The following is a 22,360-nucleotide window of genomic DNA, read 5'->3' as shown; positions in this document are numbered from 1 at the left end:
CTAGGTAATTATAATATCCAGTTCTTTATATGATATTTTTTTAAATCCTTTAATTGACTTTGATGTAGTAAATAATTCTGATTTTGTAAATGAAGATAGCCACTCCAAAAGATATTTTCCTCGTTTCAATTTCATTAATTTTATTCTTCTCTCTGATTTTTTAGTTTTTGAAAATTTACCTATTCGTTCTCCAAAATCCATACCAAACAAAACAATTTTTTTTGCTTGAAAATGATTTGCTAAAAAAATACTTCTATCCCCATCTGTAAATCCACCAAAATTTTGAATTTTACTAAATGGAGTTGACTGTGTTGTTCCAATACAATTTTTAAATTCTTTTACAAACCCTAACTTTTCTTTATTATCGCCATGTGCATGTACCACAAAAATGGAATTTGTTTTTCCAACTTTTTTTAATGTATATTCATCTCCATCCAAATCTGTGACAATAATATCTGGTATGATATCATTTTCTACAAGTGGTTTAATTGAACTGTCTGCAGCAATTTTAACAATTTTTTTATATTTTTTTAATTTTGGAATTGCCAATGACAATGATGGACCTGAACCAATAACAAAGACTGTTTTTCCCTTTAACATGTTTTCAATTTTTTTATTGGTATCTGATTTTTTTAAAATTGAATTTAAAAGAATGGCTGATTTTCTGTCTTCTTTTTCACTAAATCTAAACTCTCTTAAAATATCAGAATACCTCTTTTTCCAACCTAAAATCATCATATCACTCAAATTGTATTAGATTTGATAAACCATGTGGCAAAAATTGCAAATGTAAGCGTAGGTGGAAAGAACCCTATACGGATTATGGGAATTTTAAACACCAGTCCTGAATCATTTTATAAAAAATCTGTCAATACTAGTAAAACAAGCATAAAAAATTCTGTAAAACTGATGGAAAGTCAAGGAGCCGATTTTATTGACATAGGGGGTATGTCTACTGCTCCATATCTGTCTACAATGATTTCAGAAAAAACTGAATCAAAAAGAATTATTGATGCAATTAAAATTATTCAAAATTCAACAAACCTCCCAATTTCTGTTGATACTTGCAGAGCATCTGTTGCAAGTGATGCTTTAGAGCATGGAGTTGAAATAATCAATGATGTATCTGGACTAAAATACGATGAAAAAATGCCAGATGTAATATCAAAATTTTCTCCATCTTTAATTTTATGTGCATTTTCCACAAAGATTGTAGTTGGAAATCCTATAACATCAACTAAAAAATTACTTAGAGATAGCATTCAAATAGCAAAAAAATCCAACATCTCTTCTGAAAAAATTGTATTAGATCCTGCTATTGGTTTTTTTAGAAAATCTGGCAAAGGCCCATTTTTTACAAAAATCAAATCAGATTGGCTAGAAAGAGATCTATCTGTACTGAAAAATCTAAATTCTATAAAACAAACTTTTCCTATTCTGATCTCCGTTTCCAATAAATCATTCATAGGAAAAATCTTGAGAAAAGAAAATCCAAACGATCGAATTTTTGGCTCTATTGCAGCAGAAACTATTTCAGTTATGAACGGTGCTGATATTATACGTACTCACAATGTAGGGGCAACCAAAGATGCGATAACGATCACATCCAAATTACTCAATAAACACAAAGGCTTATAATCAATATTTTACTTTCTTAACAAGGTTTCATTGGAATTCAAAGAAGGATTAACTTTTGACGACGTTCTTCTTGTACCCAAATATTCAGATATCACTAGTAGAAGTCAGACCGATCTAACTACAAAATTATCTCGAAATTTATCAATTAACATTCCTTTTGTGAGTGCAAACATGGATACTGTGACCGAATCCTCTATGGCAGGAGCAATGGCTCGTGCTGGAGGAATTGGAATTATTCATAGATTTTTGACAATTCAAGAGCAAGCAAATGAAGTTCTCAAGGTTAAACGTTCTGGCAGTGTTATGATTGAAAATCCATATTCGATCTCTGCAGACAAATCCGTTGAAGATGCATTAACTTACGCAGAGGATAAAGAGATTTCTGGATTGTTAGTTGTTGATTCTAATTCTAAATTAATAGGAATTGTAACTGAACGAGATTTACTATTTGCAAATAAAGCAAATAAAATTCAAGATGTGATGACTAAGGATGTTGTAACTGCAAAGTTAGGAGTTACTTTAGATGAATCAAAAGAGATCTTACATAAACACAGAATTGAAAAACTGCCAATTGTTGATGATTCAGGAATTGTCAAAGGTTTGATTACAAGTAAGGATATTACAAACAACGCTGATTTTCCAAACGCATCTAAGGATAAGAAAGGAAGACCATTGGTTGGTGCAGCAGTTGGAGTAAAAGGTGACTTTTTAGAAAGAAGTGAATCTCTTTTAGAAGCAGGAGCAGATGTTCTTGTCGTTGACATTGCTCATGGACATAGTGAAAATGCAATGAGCACAGTCCGTAATATCAAAAAGGCATTTCCAAATTGTGAATTAATTGCAGGAAACATTGCAACTGCTCAAGGAGCAGAAGATTTGATTAAAGCAGGAGTTGATGCCGTTAAAGTTGGTGTAGGTTCTGGTTCAATTTGTATTACTAGGGTAATTACAGGTTCTGGTGTTCCTCAATTAACGGCAGTAATGGATTGTGCAAAAATTGGCAAGGATCATGGAATTCCAATAATTTCTGATGGTGGTACCAGAACATCTGGTGATGCAACTAAAGCATTAGCTGCTGGCGCTTCTACCGTGATGGTAGGCAGTATGCTTGGAGGAACTGATGAATCTCCTGGTACTGTTTTGACTAAAAATGGAAAAAGATTCAAAGTCTATAGGGGAATGGCATCATTAGCTGCATCCATTGGAAGAAAATCCAAAGAATCAGGCACAATATCACTTGATGATGATCTTAATGATTATGTTGCAGAGGGAGTAGAGGCAATGGTTCCTTACAAAGGAACTGTAACTGATATTCTAAAACAATTAACAGGCGGAGTACGTTCTGGCTTGAGTTATTGTGGTGCACATACAATTCAACAAATGCAAGAAAATGCAGAATTTATCAAAATGTCAAGAGCTGGATTTGCAGAAAGTCAGCCTCATGATGTTTCTTTGATGTAGATAATTTTTTAAGCAGTATCCAGATTTATTCAATCATGCTTTCTAAAAGAACCATTATTGGATTAGTAGTCGGTACTGTAATCATTGCAATTGGCGGTTATTCTTTACTTTCACATATTGGAACAATTACAATTAATGAAGATTATGTATTAGGAGTAGGTGACACTATACCTTACACAATTCCCGCTCCTGCATCTACTCCACAACATTTGAAAATAGTCGGTGATGCTTTTGATCTCAAACTTCAAAGCCCTGCAGACGGATTACAAATTCCACACACTTCATACAAAAAAGAACTTACTTTAGATTGGGTTCACCTGGAAGATGGTGAGACAAAAATCCTGATTCAAAATACAGGAAATACTGAATTATCTATTACTGGGAAATTGATTCGCAGTTCTGATCCTATTTGGTTTACATTTGATCTCATGGTGATTACATCTGGAATGGTAATCATTGGATTTAGCATGGGTTTTACTCTAAGAAAACCAAAAGGGTTTTAGCTTAATTTTGCAGAAGGATATGAACCTAAAACTTTCATAGATATAGTTTCTTGTTTTATTTTTTCTAACATTTCAGAGATTTTAGGATTGTTTTGATGCCCTTCAAAATCTACATAGAAATTATATTCCCAAGTATTCATTTTTGTTGGCCTTGATTCTATCTTTGTTAGGTTGACATTATTTCTATGAAAATTCTCTATTATTCTAAATAATGAGCCTGGTTCATGCTTTATTGAAAAAATTATTGATGTCTTGTCGTTGCCTGATTCTGAATTACTTGTTTTTGATAAGATCAAAAATCTCGTATAGTTATTATGATTATTTGCAATGTTGTCTAAGATGATTGGCATTTGATATATCTCAGCTGCTTCTCTACTAGCAATACATGCACAATTTTCTTTGTTTATTTCCTTGATCATCTTTACACTTCCTGCCGTATCATATGCTGGAATTGTTTTCATGTTGTGTTTTTCAATAAATTTTCTGCATTGACCCAAAGCTTGTGGATGTGAATAAACAGTATCTATTTGTTCAATCTTTCCGGTTCCAATTAAACAATGTTCAATCCTGTGATAGATTTCACCTGTTGCATTAAGAGATGTGGAGTATAGCAAATCATAACTCTCTCCTACGCTTCCTTCTATGGAGTTCTCTACTGGTAAAATAGAAAATTGTGTTCTATCATTGCTGGTACTATCTAATACTTCTGCAAATGTAGTTAGGGGAACTGTCTTAACTTCTTCATTAAAAAATAATTTTGCTGCAGCTTCACTATAAGCCCCTCGTTCACCTTGGAACGAAACATGTATCATTTCTTAGCCTCTTAAATTTACGAAATCACTATTTCCAAAATTTGAAGAAAGTTTTCTTTCATCAATCCATGCGCAGTCTGTACATTTTATTGCATCGCGCATTGGGACAACATTTCCTCCACATTTTCTACATTTGGTAAATAAAATTCCTAAATTTGGCTCACTAATTGATGCATGAATGGTGCCATTAAGATGACTGATAATTTTCAGCGTAACAATATCGTTAACTAATGCAACATTTCTAATTCTTAAATTTCGTGTTCCACAAACACATTCAACTTTTGATGTTGTTGGTTTTCCATTAATGTAGTCAATTGAAACTGCAATCATGGATGACATTACTGCAACAACTGTTCCAATTATGATATCCCCTACTTTTGGGATTGATAGAAGTTTTGGATGTTTTACGTTGACAGTTCGTGTTATCTTGTCAATGTCTTTTTCTCCAACTGTTGCTGCTCTTACCATGTCTCCATCGTCAAAAGCATTATTTCCTGCCTCATATTCTTCAATAGATGCTATTTTGTCTCCTGGAAATATTGCATTTTCAGACATATTGAGAATTTTGCTTTTATGATTATAATTGTTTGTGGCTTGGAGAATCTTTGATAAATCATATATTTTCAAAAAATTCATGAAAATCATGAAAGCTCTGGTATACGATGAATATACTGATGATGATGATTTTTCTAAAATCCTGAAAATTAAAGATCTTCCAATGCCTGAGCCAAAATCTAATGAGGTGATTATCAAAGTAAAAGCAGCTGCTCTAAACTATGATGATATTTGGGGAATGAGAGGCAAGCCTTTAGCAATTCCGTTACCCCATATTTCTGGTACTGATGCAGCAGGTGAGGTAATAGCAATTGGAAGTGATGTAAAAAATATCAAAATTGGAGATAGAGTTGTATCGCATGGTAACATGTCTTGTAGAGTTTGTAAAGCATGTACTGATGGACGAGAATTTGATTGTAGAAAACGAACTATCTGGGGTTTTGAAACAGGCCCACTATGGGGAGGTTATTGCGAATTTACACATCTTCCAGAAGTAAATGTTGTAAAAATCCCGGAAGGTGTATCATATGATGAAGCAGCTGCCGCTTCAATGACTTTGTTGACTTCATGGCATATGTTAGTTGGCAGAGCAAGAATTCAACCCGGACAAATTGTTTTGATTATGGGTGGTAGTTCTGGAGTTGGCAATTATGGAATTCAAATTGCAAAACTTTTTGGATGTACTGTAATTGCCACTGCAAGTCCTGACAAACTAGATAAATTATTGGAATTGGGAGCAGATTTTGCAGTGGATCATAGAAAAGAAGATTGGCATAAGGAAGTGCGTTCAATTGCAAAAAAAATCCCAAAACCGTTAGGTGATGTACCTGGTGTTGATGTAATCTTTGAACACATTGGTGGAACACATTGGAATAAAGAATTAACTTTGTTAAATTATGGCGGAACTATAGTTACAACTGGTGCAACAACTGGATATGATGCCAAGACTGACTTGCGTCATATTTTCTTTAAAGGTATCAATATTCTAGGCTCTACTCAGGGAACTCGGGCAGAGCTAGAACAAGGCATGTATTGGATGTCACAAGGCAAAATAAAATCAATAATTGATTCAGTATATGCTTTAGAAGAAGCAGCTGTTGCTCATACAAAGATGCTCAAAGGCAAAGGACTATTTGGAAAAATCTTAATCAAACCTGGGTCTTGATTGACATGGAAGATCCAAAAACAAATTCAATTTTAGATGAAGGCAATAGATTATTTTTACAAGGAAAATTGCGTGAAGCAATTACATATTATGATAAAATTCTAGACGAAAATCCAAGACATTTGAGCTCTCTGAATAATAAAGGATATGCTCTAAGTAAATTGAAAGAATATGATTCTGCCATGAAGTGCTATGATACTGCTTTGGAGATTTCTCCTGATGATTTGTCTGTATTGATTAACAAAATCTCATCGTTTCGTAAACAGGGAAATTTTGATGATGCATTATCTATATGTGATGAGATTTTGAAAAATAATCCAAAATATAACATTGCACTATACCATAAAGAACGAATTTTATTTTCGATGGGAAATTTTGATGAATCTGTTGCATGTTGTGATAAAATTCTAAATGATTACCCTCACAATGGCGATGTATTGTTTGATAAATCCTGTAATTTTGCAATGTTATCTAGAAATGATGAAGCATTAGATCTCCTTGAACATGCAATTTCTCAAGGAATTCAATACAAAATTAAAGCAAAAAAATCAAAATCTTTTGAAAAGATATCAGATAATCTAAGATTCAAAAAATTAGTTTTGTAACTATAACCAGTGCGGAATTTCTAAATATTCATCAATGCTTTCTTTTCGTAAAACTTTTAGAAGTGCATTAGCCTGTGGTGTTGATAATACTGGCTTGTCAAACTGATTATCTGTGGAAATTCTTGGACATGCAACTTGAATAAATGCATCAATTCCTCTAAGATTGTTTAATCTTTCATTTGTAATATCTGTAAGTGCAAATAATTGAACTGTTTTTCCTTCCTTTTCTAATTCTTTTTTAAATTTCAAGCCAAACACTTTTGATAACTGTCCTTCTTTTAACCCGATGATTATTCCAAATGACTTTGCTTCTGCGGCTTTGAATATTGCTAGAGTTGCTTTCTTTTTTAACGTACGTGCAAATTCCGTCACTTCCCTTACCTCATTAAAGTATGGATCTAAAATGTAGGTTGGTAAATTAGTAGACAATGCAATTCCAGCTGCATGAAAATTACTTTGCCCTAAAAATACATAGGCGTCAACTTCTTTTTTTAATTCTGTTGCAGGATAAAATTCGCATCCAAATACTTGGCCGTCATTTAATTGACCTTTCCCCTTTCCGATTTTTACTTTAATTCCATTTTTTGTTAAAATCTTTTCAACTTTACCCATTTGATGTAAATGTTGACTATCTGTAACTAGTGAAACTAATTTTCCTTTTAGTAACTCTGTACATTTTTCTGCTACGCTATCAAATTCTACATCATCAAAAGCATCAATTAAAACTAAATTTTTTTCTAATGATTCTGTATTGATTGTATGTCCAACATTAAATTGAATTTCTGCTCCTAAAATCTTTGAACCTGTTGTATTCAAATCACAAGTTCCCCATGTTGTATCTGCTAAAACATATGCTGGTATTCCATATTTTTTTGAAATTTTAATTGCCATATCCTGAACCTGAGGCAACATACCATCTGGACCATTTAATGAAACTGATGCTGGATTTTTTTCTTCTATTTCTTTGAAAATTCTTGCTTCGTCTATTACAATCAATTGAGCTTGGAATTGTACGTTATTAATTTAAATCAACTGAAGCTTACAACAACTAAAAATGTCTGATCAATTAAAACAAGTCATGGAAAATGAAACTGTCCTTAACGTTGGATTTGATGATACTGATTCGCCTAAAGGAATGTGTACAACTTTTCTTGCCTACAAAATTGTTGATTTACTACAAAAACAAAAAACAGAATTTTTAGATTTTCCAAGACTGGTACGATTTAATCCCAACATTCCATGGAAAACAAGAGGGAATGGAGCCGTTTCTATGAAAATAAAGACAAAAAATCCGTCTAAAATAAAAAATCAAATTAAAAATCTAGTTTCAAAATACTCTGATACTAAAAATGGCGCAAATCCAGGACTGGTGTTTTTCGAAAGTGATTTGATTCCACCTGAATTTACAAAATTTAGCAAATTAGCATTATGGCAATTGATTAATCGAAACAATGCAAAAAAATTTGCTAAAAAAAACAATATTGAGATTCATTATCAAGGCAATGGTCAAGGATTGATAGGTGCAATAGGTGCAATTGGTTATGACTTTGATGATCATACATTAGAACTTTTGAGCTATCGTAAAAAACCAAAATTTGGAAAAGAAAGAAAGATTTCTGCTGACAGTGTAAAAATCATGCAAGAAAAAACTTCTCCTAATACGTTTAACAGCTTTGATACTAAGAAAGGAAGAATTTTAATCACACCCCATGGGCCTGATCCTGTTTTTTATGGTGTCAGAGGAGAAGATGTAGATTCCTTAGTTTATGCTACTAAAATTCTAAAGACAAATGAAAAATTGGATGGTTACATGATCTTCAAATCAAATCAGGGAACTGGTGATCATTTGAAAAATGAATTAAATTTTGAAAACATGAAACCGTATGCATCTGGAAAGATTACTGGAATTGTATCTAACATGCCAAAAATTGTAAAAGGTGGACATGTGTTTTTTAAAATCATCTCTAAAAATCATGAATTTTGGTGTGCTGTTTACAAACCAACTGGCATGACTGTTGCTGCATCTAATTTGTTGAAAGGTGATAAGATACGTGTAGGCGGTGGTGTTAGAAAAGCCTCAAAAAATTTCCCACGAATAATTAATTTGGAATTTCTTGATGTAATCTCTCTAGTAAAGAATACTTTACTATCCAATCCTAAATGTAAAAAATGCAACAAAAAAATGAAATCTAAAGGACTGAATCAAGGATTTCAGTGTATTCGTTGTGGAGCAAAATCCTCTAAGAAAATCACTGTTGAAAATTCAAGAAAAATAAAAAATCAACTGTATTTACCAGAAATTTCCGCACATAGGCATCTTAGTAGACCTTTACAGAGAATTGGAATCGTAAACAAATCTACAAAATTTGATAATTCCCTTTCATGGTTTTGTGTATATGATAAGTAGCGGGGAGTAGATTTGAACTACTGAACTGCGGGTTATGAGCCCGCCGGGATGACCTGGCTTCCCCACCCCGCTGAACATAAATGAAGTTGAGCCGTATATACGCTTTATCAAATTCTTGAAAGTAATTAATAGGATTTGAAAAGATTGTCTTTTCATGGACAAAAAAATACAAATCGCCGCAGTTGCTGTTGCAATAATTTTCTCTGTTTTGGTTTTAACATCTCCAACTGATCCTATTCCGTTACCTGAAATAAATTCAAATTCTAAAAGTGATTTTGTAACCGTTATAGCTGAAAACCTTGAGAAACCACGTGCAATTGCTGTTTCTGATGATCGAATTTTTGTTACAGAAAAAGATGGATTGATTAGAGTAATTCAAAATAACACTTTGTTAGAATCACCACTAGCTACATTACGTGCAGCTGATGTGTTTGATGGTGGTCTGTTAGGTATTGCATTACATCCCAATTTTTCAAATAATCATTATCTCTATGTATTTTTAACATATGATGAGGATGGAAATCTGTGGAATAAGATCCTAAGAATTACTGAATCTGAAAATAAATTAATTGATGCAGAAACTATCTTCGATAAAATTCCTGGCTCTTCATTTACAAATGGCGGTTTTATTAAATTTGGACCTGATGAAAAATTGTATGTGGGAACTGGAACTGTTTCTGATGCATCACATCTTCCTCAAGATCTTAATTCTTTGTCTGGAAAAATCTTGAGATTAAATGATGACGGTTCAATTCCTGATGATAATCCTTTTTCAAACTCGCCAGTATATTCATTAGGTCATAGAAATCCTCAAGGTATGACTTGGGATGATGATGGCAATTTGTTTGTGGCAGAATTTGGACCTGAAAAAAATGATGAAATTAATCTAATTCAATCAGGAAAAAACTATGGATGGCCTGAACAACAATGCTCTGGAAATAAAAATTTCCAAGACGCAATTCTCTGCTATGATCCGAGCATAGAACCTGGTGGCATATTGTTTTATTCTGGGAATGCATTAAATTTTGAATCTTCATTCATTATGGCTTCGATGAGAGCAGCAAATCTGTATCAACTAGATTTTGAAGAGGGATTGAGTTCTCAAAAATCAATTCTTAGCGGTATAGGACGTGTGCGTGATGTAGTTGAAGGTCAGGATGGAAGTCTTTATGTGATTACTTCAAATACTGACGGGAAAGGTTTTCCAGATAGTATGGATGATAAACTATTGAGGATACTGAAATAAAATGCCTGACTCGTCAATTTCAAAATTCTTTGAAAAATCTAGAAAAGAGAGATTAGATGTTATTGCAAACTTTGCAAATCTCTCAAATGAAGATTTGAATATTTTGCAAAACGAAAACGGTGGAATCTCTTTTGACAAGGCAGATAAAATGGTTGAAAATGCCATTGGAACATTTTCACTTCCATTAGGAATTGCGACAAATTTCAAGATAAACGGTAAAGACTATGTCGTCCCTATGGTAATTGAAGAACCGTCTGTAATTGCAGCAGCATCAAAGGGAGCTAAAATTGCACGAATTAAAGGTGGGTTTGAGGTTTCTGCAAATGAATCATTCAGTATTGGACAAATACAGATGTTAGATGTTGACATACCATATGCCATTTCACAAATAAAGGATTCTTCAAACGAACTTCTTGAACTGGCAAATTCTAAAAGTAACACTTTGTCTAAAATGGGTAAAGGTGCCAAAGAGATCTCATGTAAAGAAATTGATACACCTTCTGGAAAGATGCTCATTGTTGAATTGTTAATAGATGTAGGTGATGCAATGGGTGCCAATGTAACCAATACTATGTGTGAGGCAATTTCTCCTTTAATTGAAAAAATCACTGGTGGCAGAGCACTACTTCGAATTTTATCAAATTATTCTACACGAAGAATAGCTAGAGCAAAAGCAGTATTTGAAAAAGAAGCAGTCGGAGGCGAACAAGTAGTTGATAATATCATTTCTGCATTTGAATTTGCTGACAATGATGTGTATAGGGCTGTCACTCACAACAAAGGTATCATGAATGGAACTATAGCCGTTGCAAATGCTATAGGTCAAGATAGCAGAGCCATTGAAGCTGCAGCAAATGCATATGCTGCGCAATCAGGAAGATATCGCTCTCTAAGTAAGTGGAGCAAGGATGAAGATGGAAATTTAATTGGCACCTTAGAAATGCCTCTTTCAGTAGGTATTGTGGGGGGAATAGCAAATGTTCATCCCGTGGCTAAAATTTGCACAAAAATTCTTGGAGTCACATCTGCAAAAGAATTGGCATGTATAATGACTGCTACTGGCTTGGCTCAAAATTATAGTGCAATTAGAGCTCTTTCTACAGAAGGAATTCAAAAAGGACACATGCGTCTACATGCAAGAAATCTGGCTGCTGCTGCAGGTGCTACACCTGAACAAATAGATGAAATTGTTCAAAAAATGATTCAAGAAAAGAAAATTTCACTTGACAGAGCTAAAGAATTACTTGAGCAAATTTAAACATGCGATTATATACCTAAAAAGTGAAAAAATTAAAAATGTCTGAAGTAAAATTTGCTATTCCAAAGGGTAGTCTTGAAGAAGCTACATTCAAACTATTAGAAAAATCTTGGACTAAAGTAAATAGAAAGAGTAGAACTTATCGAGTTTATCTAGATGACCCAAACATTGTTGTCAAAATGCTTCGTCCACAAGAAATCCCAACATTAGTTGCAGAAGGATTGTATGATGTAGGTATTACTGGTAAGGATTGGGTAGGAGAAACAAATTCTGATGTTGAACCTATACTAGATTTAGAATATGGCAAAATTAGATTGGTAATTGCTTTTCCTGACAAGTATCATTACAAAAATCTTGATGAGATGATAGCAGATTATGGTAAAAAGAAAAAAACACTTAGAATTTCATCTGAATATCTTACAACTGCCTCAAAATTTCTAAAACAATCAAAATCTTACAAAAAGTATTATGGTTCAAAAGATCCTTTGATTGTTACTCCCTGGGTAAGACTGGGAAACAACAAAGATGTTCAAATTCATTTGTCTTTTGGTGCAACTGAGGCAAAGCCCCCTGAGGATGTTGATGCCATAATGGATGTTACAGAAACAGGTACAACACTAAAACAAAACAAACTCAAAATAGTTGATGAAGTTCTTACCTCTACTGCACATTTGATTGTAAATAAAAAATCACTAAAAGATCCTAAAAAACGTGAAAAAATCTTTGATATTGTGACTTTGATGAGAGGTGCAGTTCATGGCAGAAAATATCTCCACATTTACCTTAATGTAGAAGAAAAAAATCTAAAAAAACTCTTGACACAGATGCCCTCTTTGAAAAAACCTACAGTAAGCCCACTCAGTGAGGAAGGATGGTTTGGAATAAACACTGTAATCAAAAAAGAAGAATTCCACAAACTTATTCCTAAATTAAGAAAGATTGCCCAAGGCCTTGTAGTTCATGAACCTAGGCAAATCCTTGAACTTGAGGAGATAAAACGTGACGAAGAAAATTGATGAGAATAATCAAAGTTACAAATGTTGAGAAATTTGCAGCAAGAATAGTCCCAAAACAGCCTCAAAATAACAAAACTATCGTTGAATCCATTCTAAATGATGTCAAAAAAAATGGTGATGCTGCAATTAAAAAATATGAAAAAAAATTTGGCAAAGCAAATCTTACTACACTTAGACTGTCTCAAAACGAAATCAAAGATGCATATTCTAAGATCTCAAAAACTGAACTTGATGCATTACGGTTAGCAAAAAACAAGCTTGGAAAAACAGAATCCACTGTCAAATCGTTACTGAAAAATATAACAATTAATCAAGATGGGATAAAAATTACAAAAAAATTCATTCCCATTCAAAGTGTGGGATGTTACATTCCAGGCGGATTGGCAAAGTATCCAAGCTCTGTGATAATGTCTGTTGTTCCAGCTAAAATTGCCGGTGTTAAAAGAATTGTAGTTGTATCTCCTCCAAATTCTGATGGAAAAATTGATCCATTAACAATCGTGTCTGCTGATATTTCCGGTGCTGATGAAATCTACAAAACTGGCGGTGTGCAATCTATTGCAGCGTTATCTTATGGTACAAAATCCATTTCAAAAGTTGATAAAATTGTAGGTCCTGGAGGTGCATTTGTAACTACTGCAAAATCTCTAGTCAGTGAACAAACAGGTATTGATATGCTTGCAGGTCCCACTGAATTAGGAATCATTGCAGACAATTCAGCAAACCCAAAATTCATTGCACTGGATTTAATTTCTCAAGCAGAACATAGCAGTGATACTTTTTGTTATTTAATTACTACTTCTGGAAAACTAGCAACATGTGTAAATAAAATTATATCAGAATTAATTCCGACAATTCAAAGAGAAAAGATTGCTAAATCAAGTCTTAAAAACAATGGGTTTATTGGAATATGCAAAACTGATTCTGATATGATTAAACTTGCAAATATTTTGGCTCCTGAGCATTTGCAAATAATGACAAAAAACCCTGAATCAATTTCTTCAAAAATTACTTCATCAGGACTGGTTTTGGTTGGAAATGATACTCCTTCATCTGCAAGTGACTATGTTTTAGGCTCAAATCACATTCTTCCGACAAATGGATTTGGAAAAATTAGAGGCTCGCTTTCTGTTTTGGACTATATGAAGATAAACACACAGATAAAATCATCAAAAAAGTCTTTGTCAAAAATCTCAAAACATCTTGAAGTCTTGACTAAATCTGAAGGACTTTCTAATCACTATGAAGCAGTAAGAGGTAGATTAGATTGAAAAAAAATTGGTTTGAAGAAAAAATTTCTAAATTTAATTCCATTGGGGGATATCAAAAACCAGAACTCATTCAAGATTCAGTAAAACTCGATTCAAATGAAAATTATGTAATGCCAAAACAATTCCAAAATGATATACTTTCTTCTGCAAGAAAAAATTCTGACATAAGAGCATATCCTCTAGGTGGTGTTGAAAGATTGATTGATGCAATATCAAAATTCACAAAAATACCCTCTGCAATGATTGGAGTTGGAAATGGCTCTGATCAAATATTGGATTTAATACTTTCAAACTTTGCATCAAAAGAAACCAAAGTTTTAACATCCAACCCTACGTTTGGGTTTTTTGAAGAACGTTGTAAATTGTACGACATACCATTAATTGCAATTCCTTTCTCAGACGACATGAAATTAGACATTGTAGATTTTCTAAAACAATCTAAAAATGCAGACATTCTTTATCTTGATTCTCCAAACAATCCAACAGGATTCCAGTTTGCAAAAAACGAATTACAAAAACTAATCAAATCATTTGATGGTCTTGTAATTATTGATGAAGCCTATGGAGAGTTTAGCGAATACTCCCTTTCTGATATGGTAAAAACACAAGACAATCTGATTGTTGTTCAAACTCTTTCAAAATCATTTGGCTTGGCAGGAATCCGATTGGGGTATTTCGTAGCAAGTAAAAAATTCACTGAGGCATTCATGAACATTTTACAATATCCTTATCCTGTCAGTACAATTACTATAGAGTCAGGAATTGAGGCTTTAGAAAAATTCCATGTTATGAAAGATGCAATTGATAATATCAAAACTGAAAGAAAACGAATCATTGAGACTTTGAACAAATATGACACATTTCATGTGTTTGATTCCAAGGCTAATTTTGTACTTTTTGATGCACATAGTGCCTACAAGCGAGTTTATTCAGCTCTATCAGAGCAAGGAATTGCAATTCGCAAATTAGGAAAAATTGGTAACCATGATGGCTGTCTTAGGATTACTATTGGCACAAAAGAGATGAATTCAAAATTCTTATTGGCAATCCGTGACTTATTGGGATGACTCTAAGAAAAAAATCTGATGGAATCTATGTAGATGATTCTAAAATCAAAATATTAGAAAAAATAGATGCTGTGATTTTTGATTGTGATGGTGTATTAATTGATATTACAAAGTCTTATGACTTGACAATAATTAAAACAGCTCAATACGTTCTAAAGCATTTTGCACAAATTGAAGGTTCTATAGATGTCGATTTTAAAATCATTGATGGATTCAAAGCTACTGGTGGATTCAATGATGAGGTTGATTTGACATATGCTGCAATCATTTCCATAGTTGCGGCAAAGAAATTAGAAAAAGATCAAACCGATTTTATTTTTGATGTGATAAATCATTCTGATTCAAGCGGCATTGTCTCTGTAGAAAAATTCATTGAAAATCTTGTAGATATATCTGATATCAAAAAACAATTATCTTACCCTGGAACTCACCATGAAAATCCATTATATCGCATCTTTGATCAAATTTTCTATGGACCAGAATTATATGAAAAATTGTTTAACAACATTTCTAGTTTTTCTGAATCTGGATTAATTGAACAAGATGATGTCATACTAGATGATTTTTTAATTGAAAAATTACAAAAAAAATTCAATTCGAAAATTGCCATGGTTACTGGCAGAGGGAAAGAATCTGTAAGTTACTCTCTAAAATCATTATTGAATAAATTTGATTTGAATAATTCTATATTTCTTGAAGATGAATCACGTGAACTTGCAAAACCAAATCCCAAACCTCTCTTAAATTCAATGAAGGGAATGAATAGTATTTTGCCTCTTTATGTCGGAGATTCTTTTGAGGACTTTATCATGGCAAAAAAAGTCACTGACTTGGGCAATGAGACAATATTTTGTGGAATTATCGGTACTAGTAAAAATCCTAAAGAAAAACTAGAGTTATTTGAAAAAAATGATGCTATTTTGGTGTTGGATTCAATTCATCTACTACCAAAGGTATTAAATTTAGAATAATTCAATTACATAATCTGTGAGAAAAATGGCACCACGAAAGGCATCAATTAAACGAAATACAAAGGAAACTAGTGTTACAGTATCTGTAAATTTAGATGGAACTGGAAAGACATCTATCAAAACAGGAATAAACTTTCTTGATCACTTGATTGTATCATTTGGAACACATGGAATGATGGATCTTAAAGTTGATGCAAAATCAAATGATGGTATTGAACACCATTTGATTGAAGATACCGCAATTACAATAGGACAAACAATTGACAAGGCATTAAGCATTAGACGTGGAATTACTAGATTTAGCTATGCTTCGGTTCCAATGGATGAATCCCTTGCTGAAGCTTCAATTGATTTGGTAAAACGTCCGTTTTCAAAGTTGACTTTATCTATAAAAAGAAACAAAATTGAAGATGTATCAAAAGAAGATCTTGAGCACTTTTTCCTATCTTTGCTGCAAAATCTGAATAGTTGCATTCACCTTACTGTAAAGTATGGAGATAACGACCACCACAAAGTTGAAGCTGCCATCAAATCACTTGCTGTAGCATTAAGAAATGCATCAACACTGGATAAAAAACAAAAAGGAATCCCAAGTACAAAAGGTTCAATGTAATGGCTAGTGTTGCAATTTTTGATTATGGCGCTGGAAATATCTTCAGCTTAAAAAATTCCCTTGAAAAAATAGGTGCCACAGTTGATGTGATTACCACCTTTGACAATCCTAATGTATATTCTGGATTGCTACTTCCAGGTGTTGGTAACTTTGATCCTGCCATGATTAGTGTTAGAAATTATTCAAAAACAGAGTTTAGAGACTATGTTGGCAGTATGCCTGTCCTTGGAATTTGTCTTGGAATGGAAATGTTCTTTGAAAAAAGTGAAGAAGGAAAAGAAAAGGGGTTAGATGTGATTGATGGCGAAGTGATTGTTCTCCCATCCTCCATGAAAGTGCCGCACATGGGATGGAATGATCTTGAAATTAAAAGACCTGGAAAAATTCTAGAGGGTGTCAAAGATGGTTCTTGGGCTTATTTTGTTCACTCGTATAGAGTAAAACCCAAATCTGATGATGTAATCACTGCAGAATCCGATTATGGAATCAAAGTTCCAGCAGTTGTTGAACATGAAAATTTTTTTGGGACACAATTTCATCCTGAAAAATCTAGCAATGTTGGAAAAATCATGCTAGAAAATTTCCTCAAAGAGTGTAAAAAATGAAAATAATTCCTGCAATCGATCTAATGAATGGACAAGTTGTTAGATTGTACAAAGGTGATCCTAATCAAAAGACAGTATACAGCAGTGATCCTGTGAATATTGCAAAAAAATGGGAGTCTGCAGGAGCTGATATCCTTCATTTAGTGGATCTGGATGCTACTTTAGGAATTGGCTCCAATATTGAAATTATTAAAAAAATCCTTGAATCCATATCGATTCCAGTCGAAGTTGCTGGCGGTTTACGAGATAAATCATTGGTGTTGGAAATGGCAAAACTATCAAAACGTATAGTGCTTGGAACATTGGCATTCAAAGACAAACCTCTTTTAAAATCACTATTGTCCGAATTAGGGCCAGAAAAAATAGTAATTTCTGTTGATCATAAAGATGGAGAAATTGTAATTCATGGCTGGCAAAAAGGGACTGGAGTTAAATTAATTCCATCAATCAAAGAGTTTCTTGCATTGGGATTCACGGAATTCTTGTTAACTAATGTCAGTCGTGATGGCACATTAGAAGGCCCTGATTTAGAATTTCTAGAACAAGCATGTAATTTACCAAATACAAACATCATTGCAAGCGGAGGAATCTCAAACATTAATGATATTGCAGATGTAAAAGGAAAAAATGCGTTTGGAGTAATCCTTGGAAAAGCACTATATGAGAAAAAAATTTCAATTGAGGAGGCAAAAAAATTATCATGACATTAACAAAAAGAATCATTCCTTGCTTGGATGTAAAAAATGGCAGAGTTGTTAAAGGATTGAATTTTGAATCAATTAAAGATGCAGGAGATCCTGTGGAATTGGCAGAAAAATACAGTAATGAAGGTGCAGATGAACTTGTATTTTTGGACATTACTGCATCTGATGAACAACGAAAGACAATCAAAGAGTTGGTTAGAAATGTTGCATCAGTAATTGATATTCCATTTACTGTGGGTGGAGGAGTAAAATCTCTGGAAGATGCAAGAAATATCTTACTTAATGGAGCTGACAAGGTTGGCATCAACACTGGCGCAATAAAAAATCCCAAAGTCATTACAGAACTAATGGAGTTGTTTGGACGTCAGTGTGTTGTAGTGGCAATTGATGCTAAAAGAAATTACACTCTTGATAATTCAAAAAATATTTTTTCTGAAAATGGTAAGCAATTTTGGTTTGAAGTTTTCATTTATGGCGGTAAAGAGGGAACTGGAATTGATGTAATTGAATGGGCAAAAGACGCAGAAAAATTAGGCGCTGGCGAGATTCTTCTGACTAGTATTGATAAAGATGGAACTAAAGATGGATATGATATTTTACTAACTAGCAAAGTCGTAGATTCTGTTTCTATTCCTGTAATTGCTTCAGGCGGATGTGGCAAGCCGGATGATATGATTGAAGTTTTCAAAGAATCAAACGTAGATGCAGCCCTTGCTGCTTCAATTTTTCACTATGACACACATGGGGTTAATGGCGTAAAATCACATTTGAAAGAAAAATCAATTCCTGTAAGATTATAATACTGATTTTTGTTTTATTTAATATGGAAAAAACTATTGATGATATAGACTTTGAAAAAAGCGGTGGTCTTGTACCTGTAATTGTTCAGGATGCAAATACAAAAGATGTTTTAACATTAGCATATGCAAATAAAGAATCTCTAGAACTTGCCAAAAAATCTGGAAATTCCTGGTTTTGGAGTCGTTCTAGAAGTAAACTTTGGATGAAAGGAGAAGAATCAGGTAACACACAAAAAATTAAAGAGATTCTAGTTGATTGTGATTCTGATGCAATAATTTACTTAGTTGAACCATCAGGACCTGCTTGTCATTTGGGTGATAAAGTTTGTTTTCATAACACTTTGGAATAATCAATCAACAGACTGGTTGAAAATCATCTTCATCACCTGGAAGAATATCTTTGGTTATCTTAAATTCCAAATTTGGATAATTCGTTCCCTTGAATACAACTTTCCAATCTCCAATAAAATCTTCTGGAACACAATATTTTTGAGCTTTTGAAAGCTGTGGCTGTAGGTAATAATTGAATGATGGTTTATTTGAACCGTCAAATGGTATGCTTAAATAATTTTCATAATGCGTACTGTTTAATGGTCTTAAAAATAACACCTGTCCAATTTCATCCAATCCTAATCCTCCGATTCTAAGAAAAATTTTTTCTCCTAAAAGATACTCACTTCGATCAATCTGAAATGGTCCTGATGTGATCCATTCTCTATCTTTTGGGGAATATTCATTTTCTAATTTTTTTTTTTCAATATTTTCTAATTTTTCTTGAATTTCTGGAGATATCTCTGATGCGGGATCTAATTCTTTATTCAGAGTATCTTCAACTTCCATTATATCCGATTTTTGATTTGTTATTCCAATGAATCCAATTATTATTATAACAATTCCTATGATAATTGGAATTATGATTTTATTATTCATAAAGACAATCTTTTGAAAATATCTAAAAACCTTCCTCATAATAGCAAATTTTCTAAAATCTTTCTTTTCCTCTTTTTCCCCTTATGTTCACTATTATTTACTATATTTTTTAATGATTAAATTAAGTAATGCTTAACTTGATATTAGGATTTTTTATCTATATTATCAAAGGTGATAATGATCTTGACTAGAACCTCACTGCAATGCAGAGAATGCAAAAAAGAATATGATACTGCTTTCAAGTATATCTGCGATGAGTGTTTTGGTCCATTAGATGTAAAATATAATTTCCCTACAATCACAAAAGACACTTTTGCAAATCGTGAACATACCTACTGGAGATATTTTGAGTTATTACCAATCGAGCAAAAATCAAACATTGTAAGTATTGGTGCTGGAATGACTCCCTTAATCAAGGCTGATAACCTTGGGAAAAAATTAGGATTAAACAACCTTTACATAAAAAATGACTCTGTAAACCCGACGTTTTCATTTAAAGACAGACCTGCTGGAGTTGCAATTTCTAAAGCAAAAGAATTTGGATTAGCTGCAGTAGGTTGTGCATCAACTGGTAATTTGGCATCTGCAACTGCAGCACATGCAGCTAGAGCTGGATTACCTTGTCATGTATTTGCACCAAGTAATATTGAAATGGCAAAAATTGCTCAGGCTTTATCGTATGGCGCAAACTATATTGCAGTTGATGGAACTTATGATGATGCAAATACAATAGCTGCTCAAATCGGTGACAGCAAAGGTATAGGTATAGTAAATATTAACATGCGTTCACATTATGTGGAAGGCTCTAAGACATTTTCATTTGAAGTTGCAGAACAACTTGGTTGGCAAGTTCCTGATCAATTAATAGTCCCAGTAGGAAGCGGTGCAATGCTTAATGCTATTTGTAAAGGATTTGAGGAAATGCAAACAGTTTCACTTCTTGATGATGTTTCTAATATGCATATGATTGCAGCACAACCACATGGATGTGCACCAATAGTTGATGCATTTAAGAAAAATAACAAAGAAGTAATTCCAGTTGAACATCCTGATACTGTTGCAAAAAGTTTGGCAATAGGTGATCCTGGAGATGGCAGATATGTTCTCAAACGTTTACAACAATACAATGGATATGCAGAAGAATGCACCAACAAAGAAATTCTTGATGCAATTTTGCTACTTGCCCAAACTGAAGGAATATTCACCGAACCAGCTGGTGGAGTTTCAATATCCGTACTCCAAAAAATGGTTGAACAAGGAAAGATTGATGCAAATGACAAAGTAGTATGCTATGTTACTGGCAATGGTTTGAAAGCAACAGAATCTATCATGACTGTTTTAAAAAAACCTACAGTAATGAAGGCAGATGTAGGGGAAATATCGGCGGTAGTAAACTAATGCCTAATATCACATTTACAATTCCATCTGTACTCAATCAAAGCGGTGGGGAAAAAAAGACCGAAATTTCAGCTGATTCTTTGACTGATGCATTCACAAAAATTTCTGAATTGATGGGTGATGATTTTAAACGTAGAGTTCTTGAAGGTGATGGTACTCCTCGTTCACTGATTAACATTTACATCAATGGAAAGAACGCAAAATTTTCTGATGGGATGAAAACTGTTCTAAAAGATGGTGATGAAGTTTACATCTTGCCTGCAGTAGCTGGCGGCTCTGAAGAACTATCATCAAAAGAATTGGATAAATTTTCAAGACAAGTAATGTTGGAAGAAATTGGATATGGTGGACAATTAAAATTAAAAAATGCAAAAGTTTGTGTTGTAGGAACTGGTGGTTTAGGACATCCAATAATTTCTAGATTAGCTACAATGGGAGTTGGAACTATACGTATCGTTGATAGAGATGTAATAGAACTATCTAATCTACATAGGCAAATGATGTTTGATGAAGATGATGTTGGTCAAGTCAAAGTTGAAGTCGCTGCTAAAAAATTACAAAAACTAAATCCTGATTGTAAAATTGAAGCACTTGCTATATCTGTAAATGATTATACTGCACTTGAAGTTGTTGAAGGATGTGATGTTGTAATTGATGCACTTGATAGTGTCAATGCAAGATACGCATTAAATAAAGCGTGTATAAAATTTGAGGTTCCTTTTGTTACAGGAGCTGCCGTTGGAACATCTGGACAAGTATTTACTGTTTTACCTAAAAAATCTGCATGTTATTTTTGCATGTTCCCTGAATTAGATGAAAATACAATGCCAACATGTAGTATCGAAGGTGTTCATCCGCCAATACTTTCTATTGTTGGTGCAATTGAAGTTGCCGAAGCAGTTAAAGTAATTCTCGGTAAAAATCCTAATCTTTCTCAAAGAATTTTACACATTGATTTAGAAAATTTGGACTTTAATTTCACTAGAACGTTTCGAGCTGAGGAATGTCCAATATGTGGAACCGGTAAACTTGAAGTTGTACAAAAAGAAGAATTAATTTTAGAAGAACTGTGTGGACGTAATCGTGGTAAGCGAACTTATTCTATCACTCCAACTGAAACATTTGATCTTGATGTAAATGGTGTTACTGCAATTGGAAAACAAAAAGGATTCACAATTGATAATCAGGGGGACTTGGGATTATCTTTGAGAACTAATGAATTATCTGTAAGCTTTATGAAAAAAGGATCTGCTGTTGTGGTAGGCCCAAAAGATGAATCTGATGCCATCTCTTTGTACAAAAGTCTGTTAGGTAAAGAGATAAAGGCATAAAATA

24 protein-coding genes and 1 tRNA gene are annotated in these 22,360 nt (G+C 33.3%); 19 read left to right on the top strand and 6 right to left on the bottom strand.

From position 1 onward, the window contains the following. Window positions 1-738 carry a 6-hydroxymethylpterin diphosphokinase MptE-like protein gene (locus ACW9XA_RS09520; RefSeq protein ID WP_457764083.1) on the bottom strand — a complete coding sequence of 246 codons (738 nt, stop codon included), beginning with the start codon at window positions 736-738 and terminating at the stop codon, window positions 1-3. Between the two features lie 33 nt (window positions 739-771). Between ACW9XA_RS09520 and folP the strand changes: the two genes are divergently transcribed. From folP to ACW9XA_RS09505, 3 genes are read left to right on the top strand one after another with little or no spacing between them, the layout of a single operon-like run. Further along, on the top strand, window positions 772-1,638 hold the full coding sequence (gene folP, locus ACW9XA_RS09515; RefSeq protein WP_457764082.1) for a dihydropteroate synthase: 867 nt from the start codon (window positions 772-774) through the stop codon (window positions 1,636-1,638). Window positions 1,639-1,668: 30 nt separating this feature from the next. Further along, window positions 1,669-3,099: an IMP dehydrogenase gene (guaB, locus tag ACW9XA_RS09510; RefSeq protein ID WP_457764081.1), complete on the top strand. Its 1,431-nt coding sequence runs from the start codon at window positions 1,669-1,671 to the stop codon at window positions 3,097-3,099. 35 nt (window positions 3,100-3,134) lie between these two features. Further along, window positions 3,135-3,602: a hypothetical protein gene (locus ACW9XA_RS09505; RefSeq protein WP_457764080.1), complete on the top strand. Its 468-nt coding sequence runs from the start codon at window positions 3,135-3,137 to the stop codon at window positions 3,600-3,602. On the opposite strand, the gene pheA is transcribed toward ACW9XA_RS09505, so the two are convergent. Together pheA and ACW9XA_RS09495 are read right to left on the bottom strand one after the other, a co-directional pair. Next, entirely contained in the window at window positions 3,599-4,414 is an 816-nt protein-coding gene (gene pheA, locus ACW9XA_RS09500) for a prephenate dehydratase (protein WP_457764079.1), read from the bottom strand. The genes ACW9XA_RS09505 and pheA overlap by 4 nt on opposite strands. Before the next feature lie 3 nt (window positions 4,415-4,417). Further along, window positions 4,418-4,969 (bottom strand): exosome complex RNA-binding protein Csl4, encoded by a 552-nt coding sequence (locus ACW9XA_RS09495; RefSeq protein WP_457764078.1) that lies wholly within the window; start codon window positions 4,967-4,969, stop codon window positions 4,418-4,420. A gap of 88 nt (window positions 4,970-5,057) precedes the next feature. Here ACW9XA_RS09495 and ACW9XA_RS09490 point away from each other — a divergent pair, with 88 nt between their 5' ends. Together ACW9XA_RS09490 and ACW9XA_RS09485 are read left to right on the top strand one after the other, a co-directional pair. Then, a complete protein-coding gene (locus ACW9XA_RS09490) occupies window positions 5,058-6,134 on the top strand; it encodes a zinc-binding dehydrogenase (protein ID WP_457764077.1) in 1,077 nt (358 codons plus the stop codon). A gap of 5 nt (window positions 6,135-6,139) precedes the next feature. Continuing rightward, on the top strand, window positions 6,140-6,739 hold the full coding sequence (locus ACW9XA_RS09485; RefSeq protein WP_457764076.1) for a tetratricopeptide repeat protein: 600 nt from the start codon (window positions 6,140-6,142) through the stop codon (window positions 6,737-6,739). Here ACW9XA_RS09485 and dph2 read toward each other — a convergent pair whose 3' ends face one another. Next, window positions 6,740-7,735, bottom strand: a complete 996-nt coding sequence (gene dph2, locus ACW9XA_RS09480) for a diphthamide biosynthesis enzyme Dph2 (protein WP_457764075.1) — start codon at window positions 7,733-7,735, stop codon at window positions 6,740-6,742. It abuts the gene before it with no gap. A gap of 82 nt (window positions 7,736-7,817) precedes the next feature. On the opposite strand from dph2, the gene ACW9XA_RS09475 reads away from it, so the two are divergent. Then, window positions 7,818-9,146: a TiaS agmantine-binding domain-containing protein gene (locus tag ACW9XA_RS09475; RefSeq protein ID WP_457764102.1), complete on the top strand. Its 1,329-nt coding sequence runs from the start codon at window positions 7,818-7,820 to the stop codon at window positions 9,144-9,146. Here the strand turns inward: ACW9XA_RS09475 and ACW9XA_RS09470 are convergent. Further along, window positions 9,144-9,218 (bottom strand) — tRNA-Met (locus ACW9XA_RS09470). The genes ACW9XA_RS09475 and ACW9XA_RS09470 overlap by 3 nt on opposite strands. Window positions 9,219-9,300: 82 nt before the next feature. Between ACW9XA_RS09470 and ACW9XA_RS09465 the strand changes: the two genes are divergently transcribed. The 11 genes from ACW9XA_RS09465 to hisI are packed head-to-tail and all read left to right on the top strand — an operon-like array spanning window position 9,301 to window position 19,047. Next, window positions 9,301-10,392, top strand: coding sequence for a PQQ-dependent sugar dehydrogenase (locus tag ACW9XA_RS09465; protein WP_457764074.1), 1,092 nt, complete (start codon window positions 9,301-9,303; stop codon window positions 10,390-10,392). 1 nt (window position 10,393) lies between these two features. Beyond that, window positions 10,394-11,650 (top strand): hydroxymethylglutaryl-CoA reductase, degradative, encoded by a 1,257-nt coding sequence (locus ACW9XA_RS09460; RefSeq protein ID WP_457764073.1) that lies wholly within the window; start codon window positions 10,394-10,396, stop codon window positions 11,648-11,650. 38 nt (window positions 11,651-11,688) lie between these two features. Further along, complete coding sequence (gene hisG, locus ACW9XA_RS09455; RefSeq protein ID WP_457764072.1) at window positions 11,689-12,666, top strand: ATP phosphoribosyltransferase; 978 nt, start codon at window positions 11,689-11,691, stop codon at window positions 12,664-12,666. Beyond that, window positions 12,666-13,937, top strand: a complete 1,272-nt coding sequence (hisD, locus tag ACW9XA_RS09450; RefSeq protein WP_457764071.1) for a histidinol dehydrogenase — start codon at window positions 12,666-12,668, stop codon at window positions 13,935-13,937. Before hisG ends, hisD begins: the two co-directional genes overlap by 1 nt. Next, window positions 13,934-15,004, top strand: a complete 1,071-nt coding sequence (gene hisC / locus ACW9XA_RS09445; RefSeq protein ID WP_457764070.1) for a histidinol-phosphate transaminase — start codon at window positions 13,934-13,936, stop codon at window positions 15,002-15,004. Before hisD ends, hisC begins: the two co-directional genes overlap by 4 nt. Next, a complete protein-coding gene (locus ACW9XA_RS09440; protein ID WP_457764069.1) occupies window positions 15,001-15,975 on the top strand; it encodes an HAD family hydrolase in 975 nt (324 codons plus the stop codon). Before hisC ends, ACW9XA_RS09440 begins: the two co-directional genes overlap by 4 nt. 25 nt (window positions 15,976-16,000) lie before the next feature. Next, window positions 16,001-16,588 carry an imidazoleglycerol-phosphate dehydratase gene (locus ACW9XA_RS09435; RefSeq protein ID WP_457764068.1) on the top strand — a complete coding sequence of 196 codons (588 nt, stop codon included), beginning with the start codon at window positions 16,001-16,003 and terminating at the stop codon, window positions 16,586-16,588. Next, window positions 16,588-17,193, top strand: coding sequence for an imidazole glycerol phosphate synthase subunit HisH (gene hisH / locus ACW9XA_RS09430; RefSeq protein WP_457764067.1), 606 nt, complete (start codon window positions 16,588-16,590; stop codon window positions 17,191-17,193). Before ACW9XA_RS09435 ends, hisH begins: the two co-directional genes overlap by 1 nt. Further along, on the top strand, window positions 17,190-17,897 hold the full coding sequence (gene hisA / locus ACW9XA_RS09425; RefSeq protein WP_457764066.1) for a 1-(5-phosphoribosyl)-5-[(5-phosphoribosylamino)methylideneamino]imidazole-4-carboxamide isomerase: 708 nt from the start codon (window positions 17,190-17,192) through the stop codon (window positions 17,895-17,897). The genes hisH and hisA overlap by 4 nt, the downstream gene beginning before the upstream one ends. Then, window positions 17,894-18,697 (top strand): imidazole glycerol phosphate synthase subunit HisF, encoded by an 804-nt coding sequence (hisF, locus tag ACW9XA_RS09420; protein WP_457764065.1) that lies wholly within the window; start codon window positions 17,894-17,896, stop codon window positions 18,695-18,697. Before hisA ends, hisF begins: the two co-directional genes overlap by 4 nt. 23 nt (window positions 18,698-18,720) lie before the next feature. Beyond that, window positions 18,721-19,047: a phosphoribosyl-AMP cyclohydrolase gene (hisI, locus tag ACW9XA_RS09415; RefSeq protein ID WP_457764064.1), complete on the top strand. Its 327-nt coding sequence runs from the start codon at window positions 18,721-18,723 to the stop codon at window positions 19,045-19,047. A gap of 4 nt (window positions 19,048-19,051) precedes the next feature. On the opposite strand, the gene ACW9XA_RS09410 is transcribed toward hisI, so the two are convergent. Next, window positions 19,052-19,627, bottom strand: coding sequence for a hypothetical protein (locus ACW9XA_RS09410; protein WP_457764063.1), 576 nt, complete (start codon window positions 19,625-19,627; stop codon window positions 19,052-19,054). Between the two features lie 183 nt (window positions 19,628-19,810). Between ACW9XA_RS09410 and ACW9XA_RS09405 the strand changes: the two genes are divergently transcribed. Together ACW9XA_RS09405 and ACW9XA_RS09400 are read left to right on the top strand one after the other, a co-directional pair. Beyond that, window positions 19,811-21,025 carry a threonine synthase gene (locus ACW9XA_RS09405; RefSeq protein WP_457764062.1) on the top strand — a complete coding sequence of 405 codons (1,215 nt, stop codon included), beginning with the start codon at window positions 19,811-19,813 and terminating at the stop codon, window positions 21,023-21,025. Next, the gene (locus ACW9XA_RS09400) at window positions 21,025-22,356 is read left to right on the top strand and encodes a ThiF family adenylyltransferase (RefSeq protein WP_457764061.1); all 1,332 of its coding nucleotides are present in this window, start codon (window positions 21,025-21,027) and stop codon (window positions 22,354-22,356) included. Before ACW9XA_RS09405 ends, ACW9XA_RS09400 begins: the two co-directional genes overlap by 1 nt. The last annotated feature ends 4 nt before the right edge of the window (window positions 22,357-22,360 follow it).

The sequence above is a fragment of the Candidatus Nitrosopumilus sp. bin_6a genome (assembly GCF_054095695.1).
Note: the sequence above shows the minus strand (reverse complement) of the source record. Positions and strands in the feature narration are given on the sequence as shown.